The 15073-nt window shown below is 69.9% G+C and carries 14 protein-coding genes; 8 read left to right on the top strand and 6 right to left on the bottom strand.

What is annotated here, in order from left to right:
* Positions 1 to 72: 72 nt before the first annotated feature.
* Together IG62_RS49420 and IG62_RS0101635 are read left to right on the top strand one after the other, a co-directional pair.
* Entirely contained in the window at positions 73 to 2994 is a 2922-nt protein-coding gene (locus tag IG62_RS49420; RefSeq protein ID WP_051797404.1) for a tetratricopeptide repeat protein, read from the top strand.
* A 197-nt stretch (positions 2995 to 3191) separates the two neighbouring features.
* Positions 3192 to 3410 carry an EF-hand domain-containing protein gene (locus IG62_RS0101635; protein ID WP_030796600.1) on the top strand — a complete coding sequence of 73 codons (219 nt, stop codon included), beginning with the start codon at positions 3192 to 3194 and terminating at the stop codon, positions 3408 to 3410.
* Positions 3411 to 3472: 62 nt separating this feature from the next.
* Here IG62_RS0101635 and IG62_RS0101630 read toward each other — a convergent pair whose 3' ends face one another.
* Positions 3473 to 4129 (bottom strand): sulfite exporter TauE/SafE family protein, encoded by a 657-nt coding sequence (locus IG62_RS0101630; RefSeq protein ID WP_234326181.1) that lies wholly within the window; start codon positions 4127 to 4129, stop codon positions 3473 to 3475.
* 558 nt (positions 4130 to 4687) lie between these two features.
* On the opposite strand from IG62_RS0101630, the gene IG62_RS0101625 reads away from it, so the two are divergent.
* Both IG62_RS0101625 and IG62_RS0101620 read left to right on the top strand, forming a co-directional pair.
* The gene (locus tag IG62_RS0101625; RefSeq protein ID WP_234326148.1) at positions 4688 to 6277 is read left to right on the top strand and encodes an IPT/TIG domain-containing protein; all 1590 of its coding nucleotides are present in this window, start codon (positions 4688 to 4690) and stop codon (positions 6275 to 6277) included.
* A 211-nt stretch (positions 6278 to 6488) separates the two neighbouring features.
* Complete coding sequence (locus tag IG62_RS0101620; protein ID WP_030796594.1) at positions 6489 to 6998, top strand: allene oxide cyclase barrel-like domain-containing protein; 510 nt, start codon at positions 6489 to 6491, stop codon at positions 6996 to 6998.
* Between the two features lie 144 nt (positions 6999 to 7142).
* On the opposite strand, the gene IG62_RS0101615 is transcribed toward IG62_RS0101620, so the two are convergent.
* The 3 genes from IG62_RS0101615 to IG62_RS0101605 form a co-directional block, all read right to left on the bottom strand.
* Complete coding sequence (locus tag IG62_RS0101615; protein ID WP_030796592.1) at positions 7143 to 7643, bottom strand: DUF3291 domain-containing protein; 501 nt, start codon at positions 7641 to 7643, stop codon at positions 7143 to 7145.
* A gap of 31 nt (positions 7644 to 7674) precedes the next feature.
* Positions 7675 to 8382: a helix-turn-helix transcriptional regulator gene (locus IG62_RS0101610; protein WP_030796589.1), complete on the bottom strand. Its 708-nt coding sequence runs from the start codon at positions 8380 to 8382 to the stop codon at positions 7675 to 7677.
* Between the two features lie 134 nt (positions 8383 to 8516).
* Positions 8517 to 9764, bottom strand: coding sequence for an MFS transporter (locus tag IG62_RS0101605; RefSeq protein WP_030796586.1), 1248 nt, complete (start codon positions 9762 to 9764; stop codon positions 8517 to 8519).
* Between the two features lie 122 nt (positions 9765 to 9886).
* Here IG62_RS0101605 and IG62_RS0101600 point away from each other — a divergent pair, with 122 nt between their 5' ends.
* Both IG62_RS0101600 and IG62_RS0101595 read left to right on the top strand, forming a co-directional pair.
* On the top strand, positions 9887 to 10855 hold the full coding sequence (locus tag IG62_RS0101600) for a LysR family transcriptional regulator (protein ID WP_030796584.1): 969 nt from the start codon (positions 9887 to 9889) through the stop codon (positions 10853 to 10855).
* Between the two features lie 151 nt (positions 10856 to 11006).
* Complete coding sequence (locus IG62_RS0101595) at positions 11007 to 11513, top strand: carboxymuconolactone decarboxylase family protein (protein WP_030796581.1); 507 nt, start codon at positions 11007 to 11009, stop codon at positions 11511 to 11513.
* A gap of 122 nt (positions 11514 to 11635) precedes the next feature.
* Here IG62_RS0101595 and IG62_RS0101590 read toward each other — a convergent pair whose 3' ends face one another.
* Entirely contained in the window at positions 11636 to 12469 is an 834-nt protein-coding gene (locus IG62_RS0101590) for a dienelactone hydrolase family protein (protein ID WP_037837628.1), read from the bottom strand.
* 160 nt (positions 12470 to 12629) lie between these two features.
* Here IG62_RS0101590 and IG62_RS0101585 point away from each other — a divergent pair, with 160 nt between their 5' ends.
* Both IG62_RS0101585 and IG62_RS0101580 read left to right on the top strand, forming a co-directional pair.
* Complete coding sequence (locus IG62_RS0101585) at positions 12630 to 13691, top strand: GlxA family transcriptional regulator (protein ID WP_051797402.1); 1062 nt, start codon at positions 12630 to 12632, stop codon at positions 13689 to 13691.
* A 261-nt stretch (positions 13692 to 13952) separates the two neighbouring features.
* Positions 13953 to 14846, top strand: a complete 894-nt coding sequence (locus IG62_RS0101580; protein ID WP_051797400.1) for an FAD-dependent monooxygenase — start codon at positions 13953 to 13955, stop codon at positions 14844 to 14846.
* Here the strand turns inward: IG62_RS0101580 and IG62_RS46960 are convergent.
* Entirely contained in the window at positions 14810 to 14959 is a 150-nt protein-coding gene (locus tag IG62_RS46960) for a hypothetical protein (RefSeq protein ID WP_158794942.1), read from the bottom strand. The genes IG62_RS0101580 and IG62_RS46960 overlap by 37 nt on opposite strands.
* Between the last annotated feature and the right edge of the window lie 114 nt (positions 14960 to 15073).

Genomic DNA, 15073 nt, shown 5'->3' with positions numbered 1-15073 from the left:
CGCGTGTGCAGCAGGGTCCAGCCGTACGAAGATGAACAGATCCGTACGGCGGCTCGGGGGGGGCGACGGGGAATGGCTGATGCTGAGGCGGCGGCCGACGACGGTGCGCAGGCGCTGGGCCGCCTGCGTCAGATTCTGAAGGCCCGCATGGGTGCCCGCCGCGAGGGCTTGACCACCAGCACCCTGGCAAGAAGGGCGAAGCTGGGCAGGACGACGGTCAGCAACGCGCTCAACGAGGGCCATCCGCCGCCGTCCTGGGACACGGTCGCGGCCATCGCGGGGGCGCTGGGCTTCAGTGGTGAGTTCATCGAGGGCGACCTGTACGAGCTGTGGTCGAGCACGGCCTCCGTCAGAGCCACCACCTCACGGAAGCCTGATCTCACCGTCCCCGTCAGCAATTTGCGTGCCCTCAGGCCGGATCCGTTCGTCGGGCGTGAGACGGAGCTGCGCCGCCTGGAAGCATTTCCCTGTGCCGGCGTTGGACTGCCGCCGGTGACCGTGCGCGGCATGGGCGGAGCCGGAAAGACCACGCTGGCCCTCCACCACGCGTGGGCGCAGAAGGCGGCCGGCCGGAACCCCGTGTGGTGGATCGACGCGATCGGCCCCGACGCGATCGAGGCCGGCCTGGCCGGGCTGGCCGGTGAGCTGGACCGGGACATCGTGAACACCTTGCCGGTCTCCGAGGCGGCCGCGTGGGCGGCGCACTGGCTGGAGGCCCGCACGGGCTGGATGCTGGTCTTCGACAACGTCGAGGACGGCGCCCATCTCCAGACCTGGCTCGCCAGATTGACCACCGGTCAGGTCCTGGTCACCACCCGCCGCACCCTGGCCTGGCAGCGCGGCAGCGAATTCCTGGACCTCGGTCCTTTTGGCAGCGAGCATTCGGTGGCCCTGCTCAAGGAGCTCACCGGCCGCAGCGACGAGGAAGCGGTCGATGCGCTGACCGAGTTGGCCGTGGAACTGGGGAACCTTCCGCTGGCACTCAGGCAGGCCGGTGCCTTCATGGCACAGACCGCGATGGAGCCCGGCGAATACCTCACCGAGCTGCGCAAGGACCTGGCCGGGATGCTGGCCCAGCAGCCGCCCGTGGACGACGAGCAGGAGAAGACCATCGCCCGCCTGTGGTCGGTGACACTCCTCACGCTCCGGCTCAGCCACCCCGACGCGGTGCTGCTGCTACGCGTTCTCGCGTACTGCGCGCCCACCCCGCTGCCCCGCACCGTGCTCGACGGTGTCCTGCCCTCACGCCTGCGTGTGGCGAAGGCTCTGGGCGTGCTCGCCGCCTACAGCCTGGTCACCCTGACCGCTGACGAGGTCACCGTGCACCGGCTGCTCCAGGCGGTCCTGCGCGCAGAAGCCGGCGGCAGCCTGCCTACCTCTGACCTGGCCGGGACAGATGACGCCAGCGCGCTTGCGGTCGCTCTGCTGGACGACACGGCGCCCGCCGAGGCGACCTCGGGTGACGTCAGCGGCTGGCCCCTCTGGAAGCGGTTGCTGCCTCACGTGGAAGCCGTCGTCGCCCACCGGGACGGTCTCGAACCGCTTCCCGAACTGGCCAACCTGATGGGACGAACGGGAACGTACCTCCACGCCCGCGGCCACCTCACCCTCGCGCTGGATCTGCGCCAGCGTGCCCTGGAACTCTCCCAGCGTCTCCACGGCCCCAGGCACCCCGACACCCTGACCCACATGAACAACCTCGCGGTGACTCTGAGCGAGGCCGGCAAGTACGCAGACGCCGAGCGCATGTTCGGGGAGACGTTGCGGATCAACCAGGAGATCCACGGAGAGCGGCACCTGAGCACGGCGGCCTCACTCGGCAATCTGGGACATGCGCTGACTCATCTGGGCCGCCACAAAGAGGCTCTCGCCCCCTCCGAGACGGCCCTGCAAATCGTCCGTGACACGTTGGGCGAGGAACACTCCGAGACCGCCTTCCGCCTGGACAACCTCGCCGTCGTCCACACCTCCCTCGGGCACTACCAACAAGCCCTCGAACTCGGACAGCGGGCCCTGGAGATCACCCGAACCACCCTCGGCGACGACCACCCCGACACCGCCATCCGCCTCGGCAACCTCGCCGTCGTCCACACTTCCCTCGGGCACTACCAACAAGCCCTCGAACTCGAACAGCGGGCCCTGGAGATCACCCGAACCACCCTCGGCGACGACCACCCCGACACCGCACTACGGATGAGCAACCTCGCCACGACCCTCCGAGCAATCGGGCGCTACGACGATGCCCTGGGCCACGCTGAGGACGCTCTGCGCATCACGCAGCAGGCATACGGGTCCAGCCACCTCGACACCGCCGTCCGCCTGGGCAATCTGTCCCTCCTCCGCACGGCCAAGGGCGAATACGAACAGGCACTGGCCCTGGACAGGGAAGCGCTGGACATCACCCTTGCCGTGCTGGGCAAGGACAACCCCGACACCGCGCTGCGGCTGTGCAACCTCTCCCAGAGCCTGCGGCGTACCGGACAGCTTCAGAAGGCTCTGGAACACGGACAGCGGGCGATGGACATCGCCACGGCCACCATGGGACCCGAGCACCCCGAACTCCCCGTCTTCGCCAACAACCTGGCCACGACCTACGACGAACTCGGCCGACACGAAGACGCATACCGCCTGAAGACGCAAGCACTGAGAGCAGCCGAAAAGGCCCACGGCCCGGATCACCCCACCTGCGCCAATTACGCCAGCAATCTCGTGTACTCGCTGCACCGCCTCGGCAGGTACGAAGAGGCGCTTCCGCACGCTCGACGAGCGGTGGCCCTCACCACGAAGACCCTGGGCGAGAGTCACGCAGAGCTGGCGGTACGTCTGCACAACCTCGCCCAGACCCTGCTCTCCCTGCACCAACGAAAAGAAGGCCTGGCCCTGCAGCGGCAGGCCCTGAAGGTCGCAGAGACGGCCCTCGGCCCCGCACACCCCACGACCGCGCACATCCGCCGCAGGCTCGACGCCGCGACCAACGACGAACGAACCCCCTGAGAAAGCACTGTTCCGCAGGCCGGGTTCCGGTCCCGCGTCACCTTCGAGGCGGCAGCGCCCCCTGATCCCTGACGAGTCGAGAACCCGCCGACCCGTGACCGCCCGGACACACCCTGGGCAGGTCGGGCGCCTCCGCGTTGCTCCGGGCGGACGGATAGTGTGGGCCCGTCAGTGAAGATCACAGAAAGGCGGAGCACATGGCAGACATCGTGGAGACGGCGGCGCGCAAGGTCTTCGAGCGCTACGACATCGACGGGGACGGCCAGGTCACCGCCGACGAATACCGCAAGGTCGTCGCGGAGTTGGAGGGCTCGGAGATCACCGAGTCGCAGGCGCAGGAGCTGATCGACTCGCTCGACACCAACGGCGACCGCCAGATGTCCTTCGAGGAGTTCTGGGCGGCCATGAATGGCTGACACTGCCGGGTCCGGCACACAAAGCCTGCCGGACCCGGTCCGTCACCCCACTTCAGTGGGCGTCATGCCATCCCCAACAGCCCTTTGATCAGCACGGAGAAGCCACCGGCCAGGGCCAAGGCGAAGATGAGCCGCCGCATCCCGCGCTCCCGGACCCTCGGGGCGAGCGCCCGGCCGATGAGGGCGCCCACCACCATGGCGGCCACGGCCACCGACCAGGCCGACCCACTCAGCCGTGGTACACCGTTGACGGCCACCGAGAAGACGTTCACCGCGATTCCGTAGAACTGTGCATTCGGCACGAATTCGCGGATCGACCATCCCGCATTCATGGCGTACAGCGAGTAGGGTGGCCCGCCGACCCCGGCGGCGGAGTTCATGAAGCCACCTACGGCACCCGCGGTCACGGCGCCCTTCGTCCCGGTCAGAGCTGGTATGCGCGCGCCTCCCATCGCGAGAGCCACGGCAAGCGTCACCACAGTTCCGATGCCGGCCAGCAGTACCGGTTCGGAAAGCCGGGCGGCCGCCCAGGAGCCCGCAGGCACCGTGCACGCGGCAGCGATGACCAAGGGAACCATGGCGCCGATCCGTACCCGCCGCCACCCCGCGGCGAGTCCGCCGATGCTGATGACTCCCGCCGCGCAATTGGCGAGCACCACTCCCTGCGTCGGCCCGAGCAACAGAACAAGCACGGGGACCGCGATGAGCGCAAAGCCCATGCCGGTGAGCCACTGCACCGAAGCAGCCAACACGACTATGCCGCCCAGCAGTAGCTCGGCCGCTCCTGCGCCAGCCACAGCAGCGCCAGCCACAGCAGACTCCTACCGTCACCCGGATGTTCGGGGCCATCCTCGACAGAGGACGGCCCCGAACACAACGGCCTGGCAGGCACGTTCTCTTCGGAACCAGCGGCCCCGCCCCGGCCGGCCGCGTCGCCCACCTCTCCGAGCTCACGTCGCCCGTCAGGCCACGTCGATCACGGCCGGATTCCCATCCCAGCACCTTAAAACGATTATCGGAAATACCCCGCACCCTTTAAACGCTTTCCCGGGGAGGGTACTCTCCGTTTGCGTGTGTATTCGCCGGCCGGATTCACGGCCGGTTGACTGCTCGCTGTTTGCCCATGCGGCGGAGCAGACATTTCCATGTGCGGGATAAAGATCGTCCCGCCCGTTTTGGGGAGTGTCATGTTCGCCTTAGCTTTACGATCTCCGGAGCCCGCCAGGTCACCCGGCTCGACATTGAATGCCGCGTTTGCCGCAAGTGCTGTTATTCCCGTGGGGAACACCCCCCTGGGAATTACCCTCACCCCGGACGGGGCCCGCGTCTATGTGGCCAACCGGGGCTCGAACACGGTGAGTGTGATCAACACCGCCACCAACACCGTTACCGACACCATCGCCACGGGGGCGGGTCCCACCGACGTGGCGATCAGCCCCGACGGCACCCGGGCCTACGTGGCCGTCTACGACGACGGTCTGGTCAGCGTGTTCGACGTCGCCTCGGACACCCTCGTCACGGACATCCCCGTAGGCGCCGGAGCGACGATGGTGGCGGTCACCCCGGACGGCACGCGCGTCTATGCGACGCGGCAGACCAGTGACACGGTGAGTGTGATCGACACCGCCACCAACACCGTGACCGGCACCATCACGGTCGGGTCCGGGGCGACCGGTGTGGCGATCACCCCGGACGGGACCCGCGCCTATGTGGCGAGCCTCTCGGGTTCCGTCAGCGCGATCGACACCGCCACGAACACCGTGGTCGCCACGATCATCGCCGGCGACGTCCCCATCCTGCTGACGGTCAGCTCCGACGGGGCCCGCGTGTACGTCACGAACGCCGGCAGCTCCTCGGTGAGCGTGATCGACACCGCCACGAACACCGTCACCGACACGATCGGGGTCAGCGGCCAGCCGCGCTTCCCGGCGCTGAGTCCCGACGGCGCCCATCTGTACGTGGGGAATGCCGAACCGGACACGGTGAGTGTGATCGACACCGCCACCCGCACCGTCGTCGAGAACATCGGCGCGGGAGACGGGCCCACCGGCATCGCCGTCCTCCCCGACGGGACCCGCGCCTACGTGAGCAACGCCAATGCCGGCACCGTCGGGGTCATGATGACGACCGTGATCCCCGACCAGGGGCCCACGTCAGGCGGAACGACCGTGACCCTGACCGGTCATCACCTGGCCAACGCCACCGCCGTGCGCTTCGGCACCGCCCGAGCCGTCATCACCGCCAACACGGCGACATCGGTGACCGTCACCGCCCCCGCCGGCTCCGGCGCCGTCCCCGTGACGGTCACCACCCCGGGCGGCACCGGCACCCTCGGATCCTTCTACTACACGCCGGTGCCCGTGCTCACCGGCATCAGCCCCGACGCCGGCCCCGTCTCGGGCAGCGACCAGGAGATCGTCCTCACCGGCCGCAACCTCGCCGGAGCGATCGACGTGTACTTCGGCACCACTCGAGCCGTCATCCAACGCGTCTCCGACACCCAGGTCACCGTCAGAGCCGCCGGCGCCCCGGCCCCGGGCGGCGTCGCCGTCACCGTGCTCACCAGCGGCGGGAGCGCCGACGGCCTGACCTACACCTACGTCGACCAGTCCACCGTCACGGGCATCAGCCCCAGCACGGGACCGACCAGCGGCGGCACGGAGGTGACGATCACGGGCACCGGCCTGAGCCACACCGAACAGGTCACCTTCCACGGCAATCCGGCGCCCTTCTCGGTCATCTCCGACACCACCGTGACCGCCACGTCCCCGCCCAGCGCCACCGAGGGCACCTTCGACGTCACCGTCACCACCCCCGGCGGTACTCCCGCCGGCGCGTTCACCTACGTTGCCGGACCCGGCATCTGACCCACCCGCGCCCGCCGTCCGGGCGGACGCCGCAGCCGGACCCGAGCGGCGAGATCCCGGTCGGCCGGGCGCTGGACTGCCCGACTTCGGGCCCTTGAGCCGCGGAGCCATGCCGACGACCACGCAATACCGGTCCCTGCATGAAAAACCGTCAGGTCACCTTCAGGCACCTAGCCACATGCATTTTCCTTCCAGTCCCACAGGAGAAATCGTGCGTCACTTCAACTTCAAGCGCATCACGCTGGTTGCGGCCACCGGATTCGCAGCCCTTCTTCTCTGCCCGCACCCGGCGTCGGCCGCGACCGGTAGCAGCAGGGACCACTATCCTCCGAGAGAGGAAGTGTTCCAGTTGACCGCGCAGCAAACGCAGGGCAGTTTCATCGATGTGGACGGGTCGTCCGGGCCCAGCCAGGGGGATGAATTCGTCATCAGCGGGAATCTCCTGCGCGGCAGCGTCACGGTCGGCACCTACAGCGAGATCTGCACGCTGACCCGCACCGCCCCCGCCGACGAGTTCGACCTGCAGTGCGCGGGCGACCTCGCCCTCCCCTTGGGACAGCTCACCATTCAGGGCCGGTTCACCGTCACGGCTGCCGGCCCCGGCAACATCGACCTCGCCATCACCGGAGGTACGGGGCGCTACCGCACGGCGCACGGCACCGTCCACGGCGACAGCGTCAGTGACACGGAAACGCACCTCACCGTGCATCTCATCCGCTGACCGGGCGGAAGACACCCCAGGGCGGCCCCGGGCAACTCCGGGGCCGCCCACGGGCGTGGGGACTTCACTGGGTGCACCGGGGGAAGCCCTGCGCCACACTCGCTTCGACCTGCCGCTATGCCCTGAGGACCTGCCAGACGATGCCTAGGGCTGTCCCTGCGGCACGGTCCGAAGGTGCTGGGCGGCCTCGGCGGCGGTGTAGGAGGAGGCGAAGGTGAACGCGCGGGGGGACGGCCCGTTGGCCCGCAGGTCCGCCAGCCGTTCCAGGGCCTCGTCGACGGTCGGGAGGTGGCCGGCGGGCACCCACCAGAGCACCAGGTGTGCCTCGACGTGCCGTTCGAACCATTCGCGGCGGCGCCGCATCGCCTCCAGGTGCCCGCTGCGGTAGGTGAAGTCCCACAGCGCCTCCGGGGTCTCCCACACCGTCAGGTTGACGATGACGTCCTCGCCCGCCGGGCGCAGGGCGGTGGCGTCGGCCGCGCCTTCCTCCACGAGCCGCCACACGAAGCCGGGCGCGCCGTCGGCGGCGGCGTGGACCGGGTCGAGCATCTCGACGAACGGGGCCATGCGCGGGTCGTCGAGGGGGTACAGCAGCGTGGCGACGTTGAGTTGGGCAAGGTGGGCGGCGTGCACGGATGCAGTCATGGCCACATCCCAGCACTGGCCACTTTCTATGTCAATCAATATTGTTTTTAGAGTTCTCGACCACCACGCAGCACTCCCCCGGCCGGGCGTCCATGCGGGCGCGGACGGGACCGTCCGTGCCGAGCAGCCCCTCCAGCAGCGCGAGATTCATTCCGCAGACGAGCGGCGGAAAGCGTTCGGCGACGGCATGGAAGGGGCAGTTGCGCATCCGCACGACCACCGCGGCTTCGCCGGCCGTCTCCTTGGCGCCTTCGGCGTCCTGGATGCCCGCGGCGCTTTCCAGGTGCGGTTCGTAGCCGCGGGCGGCCAGCATCGCCATGGCCTCTTCGAGGCCGCCGCAGGGCGCCGCCGCGCCACGCAGCGCTTCGCCCCGGCGGCGCGCGGCCGCGCAGAGCCCGGCGTCGAGTCCGGCCTGCTCGGCGGCCTCGGCGAGCAGTTCGGCGGCGGTGCGGTAGTCGCGGGCGGGCAAGGACACCGCCCGTTCAGCCCGCGCCCGCGTGTACACCTTGGCGGGTCGGCCCGCTCCCGGCCCCGAGCGGCCCGTCAGGCGGCGGCTGCCGCTCTCCAGTAGCCCGGCTTCGGTCAGCCTGTCCAGGTGGTGCGCGGCGAGCGTGCGCGCCACCCCGGCCGCCTCGGCGGCCTCGTTGCGGCCGACCTCACGGCCCTGGGCCACCACGTACTCGTACAGGCGGCGCCGGACCGGATCCTGCAACGCCGCGATCGCGTCGATGTCCTCCACCCGACCATTCTAGGAACAACCCAGGTAAGAGATAGAAGGGCCGGACGCAGCCCCCACCGGGCCGCACTCGACCCGTCGCGGGGTGAGCGGGGCGTTGCGGCGAGTTGCAGTGACTGGCGGTGAGTTGCGGTGAGTCATGCGGCAGGGACCTCTTCGGCCGACACGCCGCGATCGGGGGCGGAGAAGTGTGTCCGTTTGGGGAGCAGGAGCGGGGTGGCGAGCAGGAGGACGCCGGAGAGGGTGATCGCGGCGAGGGGGCTGGTGAGTGTGGCGAGGATGCCCCAGATCACCATGAGAGTGGCCTGTACGAGTTTGCTGCTGACACTCCATGTGCTGAGGACTCGGGCGGCATGATCCGTGGGAGTCCGTTGCAGGCGTTCTGTGGCGTAGATCGGGTTGAAGATGCCCATGCAGGTGATCAGCAGGCCCTCGACGGTGATCACGGTGAGGAGTCCGGGGATGCCCGGACCGATGAACGCGAGACCGAGTGGGAAGAGCGATCGCAGCCAGCCGGAGGCGGTCATGACCCGGTGCCGGCCGTAACGCTTCACGAGGCGTGCGGAGAGGCGGGCGCCCACGAAGCCGCCGAGTGCCGGGATGCCGAAGGCGAGACCGTACCGCCAGGCCGGGAAGTGGTATGCGCCCAGCAGGAGGACGGCCAGGAGCGGGACGGTGGCCATGATCAGGCCGCTGACCAGGATCGAATTGAGGAACAGGCGCCGTAGTGCGCGGTCGTGGAGGATGATCCGCCAGCCGCCGAGAAGGTCGGCTCCGCGCAATCTGGTGGCCGGGTCGCGGGGTGCCGCGATGTCACCGCCGCGGATGCGCAGGACCGCGAGCGCGGACAGCAGGTAGCTGAGAGCGTCGGCCAGGACCGTGATGACTGGGCCGAGCAGCCCGACGAGCGCGCCGCCGAGGGGCGGGCCGGCCGCGGTCGCCACCCAGCTCGTGCCCTCGAATCTCCCGTTCGCGGCAAGGAGGTGCTCGCTGCGGACGAGGTATTTCAGGTACGCGCCGGATGCGGCGGTGAAGGCGATGCCTGCGGTTCCGGAGATGACCGAGACGACCAGCAAGTGGCCGTAGGACAGCAAGCGGAGGAAGTACGCGATCGGGACACTCGCCATCGCGAGGAACCGGGCCAGGTCCATCGCGATCATCACCGGACGCTTGGCTCGGTGCTCGACCCACGGCCCGAGCGGGAACGCAACGATCGCCGCGACGGCAAGCCCGGCTGCCTCCAGAAGCGAAACCGCGAACGCCGGCGAGTGCAGCACTCGAACCGCGATGAGCGGGAACGCTCCGAAGGCTATCCACGTGCCGTACGTGCTGACGGCGTACGCCGCCCACAGCCAGCCGAAACCGGACCCCGATTTCACGCGCACATCACTCCTCCGCGACAACCGATGTTTGGATCCCCGCATCACATCGGCTACAGCAGAGCAGGATCAAACAACCGCTTTTCGCCGAGCCACAACGATCGGTTGGGCGCGCATAGGATGGCCCCATGGATACCGAGGCAGTGCGATCCTTCGTCCGGGCGGCCGAGCTCGGACAGTTGCAGCACGCGGCCGACGAGCTGGGCGTGACCCAACAGGCGGTCTCGAAGCGGATCGCCACCCTGGAGCGCGAGCTGGAGGTCCGCCTGTTCACCCGTACCGCCCGCGGGGTCCAACTGACCCTGGACGGCCAGGCGTTCCTGTCGCACGCACGGAGTATCGTCGCGGGTGTCGATCGCGCCGTCACCGCCGTCAGACCGGGCTCGCGGGCCCTTCGGATCGACGTTCTCGGCTTCCGGACCGCCCAGGCCGTCCTTCTGCACGACTACTGGCGGTCGCATCCCGAAACCGACCTTGATGTGGTGACCCTCAGGGTCAACGACCCGCACGAGGTGGCCGCCGCCGTCCAGGCAGGCGATCTCGACGCCTCGTTCCGCACCGTCACCGATCCGGCCAGGCTGCCGCGCGACGTGCAGATGATCCACGCCTTCGACTCCCCACTGGAACTCCTCGTCGGCCCCAGACATCCGCTCGCCTCCGCACGAACACTGACACCACCCCAGCTGCGCAAGCTCCGGATCTGGGTGCCTGGTATCGCACCCCGAAGCGAATGGGGAGAGTTCTACGACCAGCTCGCCACCGAATTCGACCTCCGCATCGACGCGGCAGGCCCGAACTTCGGTAACGAGGTACTCCTCGACGCCCTCGCGGACTCCGCCGACGTGGCCACCCTCGTCGCCGCGCGCGACCGGTACATCTGGCCGACGAATTACGACCTCCGCCGCATCCCGATCGTGAACCCCACGCTCGCCTACCCGCTCTCCCTCATGTTCCCCAGAACGAATCCGCACCCGGGGCTTCGGGCGATCATCAACCACTTCGCAACCCTGACACCGGTCCCCGAGCCGGCCTGGCTTCCGTCCTGGGCAACGGCACCACGCCGCAGCGCCGACGACATCGCGGACAGCCGCCAGTAAGTGAAGCCAGGAGGTCTTCCGGGGAGGGGGAAGGCGGTCCGGCCAGGTCGATTCCAAGCCGAACACGAACAACTGTCTTCCATCGGTCACATTTCTCTGCCGCGATCCGTCAGGGCAGTGACAGCAACACGAAAGCCCTAAGGAGACGGCGATGGAAACACGTTCGATCACGGCGGAGATCCCGATGGTTCCGCGGATGGCTGAGGACCCTGCGCAGCTCGTGCCCGAGCTGGCGGCGGTGTCGGCGGCGCTCTTCAAGGTCACCGGCAACGGTTCGGTACCGCGCTCCACGATCAGTCTGGTCCAGCTGCGGGCCGGCCAGATCGTCGGCAGCACTTATCTGACGGTTCTGCACACGGGCTTTCTGCGCAAGGCCGGGGAGTCGGAGGAGCGCATCACGTCAGTGGCCTCCTGGCAGGACTCGCCGTACTTCACCGGTGCCGAGCGGGCCGCGCTGGCACTCGTGGAAGCCGTGCTTCAGCCGTCCGCGCACGGCGAGAGGGTCTCCGACGAGCTGTATGCCCAGGCAGCAGAACACTATGAGGCCAAGGCGCTCGCCACCCTGATGTTCGCGATCGGCCAGGTCAATTTCTTCATCGCCGTCGCACTCATCGCCAAGCCGGTCCCCGGCCGGTCGTTCACCGACCCGTGGAATTGAGTCCGCCCGGGTAATGGCTGGCACGTTGGGATCCCGTCCGGGATCCCAACGTGCCAACCGATGAGGGTCTGGGGCGAGGGTGATGGCGACGAAGTAGCGGTGTCCGGCGGACCAGGGCCCGGTCAGATGGCGGGCAGCGGTCCGTTCCCGTGCGGGTGCAGGCGGTCGGTGAGGAAGGCGAGGATCTCGTCGCGGGCCCGGACCGTGGGGTGGCCGGCCTCGTCGACGAGATGGGCGGTGACGACGCTGTGCGGGGTGCCGACCAGGTCGGCGAAGAAGGGCGGCGGGGCCGGGTGGGCGGCGCTGTCCGGGAGGACGCGCCCGTCGAAGACGTCGCCGAGCAGCGCGCGGTAGGCGGCGAAGCGCTGTCCCGTGCACCAGCGGTCGCCCTCGAAGCGGTAGGCGAGGACGCTGAGTCCGTCGCGGTGGAGCCGGTCGCGCACCGCGCGTGCGTCGGCCGGGTCGAGTTCGAGTCCGCCTGGGTCGTCGAGCGGCAGCGACGGGTGGTTGACCACCGGGGCGATCACCGCCGGCTCCAGGGCCATGGTGAGGGCGAAGTTGCCGGTGAAGCACAGGCCGATCGCGCCCACCCCCGGCCCACCGCACGCGGTGTGGGCCTGGCGCGCCAGGCCGCGCAGCCAGAGCGTCACCGGGCTGGTGCCGCCCCCGGCGAAGGCGCGGAACTCCGCGCTGACACAGGCGCGGCGGACGACCTCCCGGCCGCCCTCGACCGTGGGGAAGGCGCCGTCCGTCCCGAACAGCGAGGGCACATGGACGGTGAAGCCGGCGTCCCGCACCCAGCGCGCGAGGCGCAGGACGTCGGGACTGATGCCCGGCATCTCGGGCAGCACCACGACCGCGGGCCCGGCCCCGGCCACGTACACCGTCTTCTCCACCCCCTCCACGGCCATGCTCCGGCGGGTGAAGTCGGTGATCGGATCGTCGTTGTCGCTCATGGAGCCAGCCTCGTCCTGGGGCGGGCCGCCGGGTGAGAGGCCAGATCGCCAAGGCCAGGGGTAATCTCGCCACACGCGAGGGAGGCCAGCGGTACGCGGTCGGCGATCCGGGCACGGGGACACGGGGGCGGGGCCGGGGACACCAGGAGGTACGGGAGCGATGACGGAGGCGGCACGGCAGGCGGCGGACGGTGCGGGTCCGGGCACCGGGCCGGGCGCGCTGCGGGTCGGGGTCCTGGCGTACCCGGACTGCTTCGCGTCCGAAGTGTTCGGCGTCCCCGACCTGTTGACGATGGCCGGGCATGTCGCCGGACCGGACGCGCCCCGCTACCGGGTGTCGATCGTCTCGCCCCGCCGCCGGGTCGTCGCCTCGGGCGGCGCGAGCCTGGAGGTGCGTCCCCTGCGCGAGGTCGACGTCCTCGTGGTGCCGGGCTTCGAACTGCGCCCGGGCACGGACCTCGACGCACGGCTCGCCCGGCTCGCCCCCGAGATCGCGGCGATCCGCGCGCAGGCCGCCGCCGGCACCGCCGTCGTCTCCCTCTGCGTCGGTGCGTTCCTGCTCGCCGAGGCCGGGCTCCTCGACCGGCGCCGGGCCACCACCTCCTGGCTGCACGCCGACGAACTCGCCAGGCGCTGCCCGGGCACCGACGTACGGCCCGAGCACCTGGTCGTCACCGACGCGGGGGTGACGACCACGGCCGCGTTCAGCGCCATGTACGACTTCGCACTGGACCTGATCCGCCGGCACAGCGGTCCCCAAGTGGCCCGCACCACCGCACGGTTGGCGCTCGTCGACGACGCCCGGACCTCCCAGACCCCGTACGTCGACCCGCGGCTCCTCCCGCAGCCCGGCCGGGAGTTCTCCCAGCGGGTCATGCGGCGGCTCGACCAGAACCTCGCCGAGCGGTACGACCTCGCCGCGCTCGCGGACGCCTTCCGGGTCAGCACCCGTACGCTGCTGCGCCGCTTCGCCGACGAGACCGGACGCAGCCCGCTGGCCCATCTGCAGGCCTCCCGGGTCCGCCGCGCCCGCCATCTGCTGGAGACCACCGACCGCACCGTCGCCGCCGTCGCCGCGGCCGTCGGCTACCAGGACCCCGGCACGTTCGCCGCCCTCTTCGCCCGCCACACCGGCCACCGCCCGAGCGCCTACCGGGCCGCCTTCCGCCGCAGGGCCCGGACGTCCGCCCCGGACGGCGGCGCCCCCCGGGGAGATCTCTGACGCCGCGTGGGCGGTGATCGCGCCGTGGCCGCCGCCCGTGGGCGGTGATCGCGCCGTTGCTGCCGCCCGTGAGCCGGGCGCGCGGCCGGTGGTGGGGCCCCGCCAGGTCTCAGCTCCGAGACGCCACAGCCAAGTTCAAGAAATGCCACCCCGGCTACGCAACGTTGTCAGTGACTTACTCCCTGTGGCGTACCTGGGTGTCGATCGGGGCAGGTAGGGCCCCGGAGCGGTGGGTTCGGCCCGCGGCAGGGAGAGAGCAGCATGCCTATGGGTACTGACGTCCGGCACACGGTGGTAATCGGGGCAGGCCTGGCGGGTCTTGCAGCCGCCCGCGTCCTGGCCGACAGCTTCGAGGCTGTCACCGTCATCGAACGTGACGCGCTCCCGAGTACGTCTGTGCCCAGGGCGGGGGTTCCGCAGGGGCGGCATGTCCACGGCCTCCTGGCCATGGGCGCCGAGGTGTTCGAGGGGTATTTCCCTGGACTGCGCGCCGAGTTGGAACAGGCCGGTGCGCCGGTGTGGGACTGGGGCGAAGGGCTGTGTGCCGTACTGCCCCATGGCACCCCACCGCCCACACCGATGGGCATGCCGATCCAGACCTTCTCCCACCCCCTCCTGGAACATGTTCTGCGCCAACGCGTGACGGCGTTGGAGCCCGTCACCTTACGGGACGGGCTGACCGTCACCGGCCTGCGCACGGCCGGCCCGGGCAAGGTCAGCGGGGTGCTCGTCAGGGACAGCGAGGGCGAGGACGCGATCGTCGCGGACCTCGTGGTGGACGCCTCGGGCCGTTCCTCCCACCTGCCGCAATGGCTGGCTGCCTTCGGTCTGCCCACTCCCCGTACGCTGACCGTCGATGCACAGGTCGGCTACGCCTCACGCACCTACGCCTGCCCGGACGGACAGTCCCGGCCCCCTTGGATGGGCGTGCTGCAACCGCTGCGGGCCCCCGACTTTCACAAGGGTTGCTACGCGATCCCCGGCTGGACGGGGGTGGCCAGCCGGGGACTGACATGGCGTGTGCCCCTCCAGCGAGCGAGGAAACGCGCGGGCTGCCGTCCCGGGGTGACTGCGTGGGGCGACGCAGGTGACCGCGTAGGGCAACGCAGGTGGCCGCTCTACGCGACCTGCATGTTCACGAGCGGTTCGAGCTGAGCGGCCCATTCCGGGTACCTCGCGGTCTTCTGCTCGTGCAGCGCCATGAGCTTGCCGCCGAGCTCCGGGTCCATGTCGTCGGAGAGGTCGGGGCCGCCAACTCGGGGCGACATCCGGTCGAAGAGACCCGGCAGCGCGGCTGAACCCTCCGCGGGTAACGAAGGCGGCAGGGACCGGCTCAACCCGTGCAGCGCGTCCACCTGCACCATCGAGCACATACGCCACCA

The organism is Streptomyces sp. NRRL S-337, from assembly GCF_000720175.1.
In the GTDB taxonomy this organism is placed as follows: domain Bacteria; phylum Actinomycetota; class Actinomycetes; order Streptomycetales; family Streptomycetaceae; genus Streptomyces; species Streptomyces siderophoricus.
Note: the sequence above shows the minus strand (reverse complement) of the source record. Positions and strands in the feature narration are given on the sequence as shown.

Excerpts from the sequence above, each read along its gene's own strand:
- IG62_RS49420 (WP_051797404.1), top strand. The coding sequence starts at position 73 with ATGGCTGATGCTGAGGCGGCGGCCGACGACGGTGCGCAGGCGCTGGGC.
- IG62_RS0101635 (WP_030796600.1), top strand. The coding sequence starts at position 3,192 with ATGGCAGACATCGTGGAGACGGCGGCGCGCAAGGTCTTCGAGCGCTAC.
- IG62_RS0101630 (WP_234326181.1), bottom strand. The coding sequence starts at position 4,129 with ATGGGCTTTGCGCTCATCGCGGTCCCCGTGCTTGTTCTGTTGCTCGGG.
- IG62_RS0101615 (WP_030796592.1), bottom strand. The coding sequence starts at position 7,643 with ATGACTGCATCCGTGCACGCCGCCCACCTTGCCCAACTCAACGTCGCC.
- IG62_RS0101600 (WP_030796584.1), top strand. The coding sequence starts at position 9,887 with ATGGATACCGAGGCAGTGCGATCCTTCGTCCGGGCGGCCGAGCTCGGA.
- IG62_RS0101595 (WP_030796581.1), top strand. The coding sequence starts at position 11,007 with ATGGAAACACGTTCGATCACGGCGGAGATCCCGATGGTTCCGCGGATG.
- IG62_RS0101590 (WP_037837628.1), bottom strand. The coding sequence starts at position 12,469 with ATGAGCGACAACGACGATCCGATCACCGACTTCACCCGCCGGAGCATG.
- IG62_RS0101585 (WP_051797402.1), top strand. The coding sequence starts at position 12,630 with ATGACGGAGGCGGCACGGCAGGCGGCGGACGGTGCGGGTCCGGGCACC.
- IG62_RS0101580 (WP_051797400.1), top strand. The coding sequence starts at position 13,953 with ATGCCTATGGGTACTGACGTCCGGCACACGGTGGTAATCGGGGCAGGC.
- IG62_RS46960 (WP_158794942.1), bottom strand. The coding sequence starts at position 14,959 with ATGTCGCCCCGAGTTGGCGGCCCCGACCTCTCCGACGACATGGACCCG.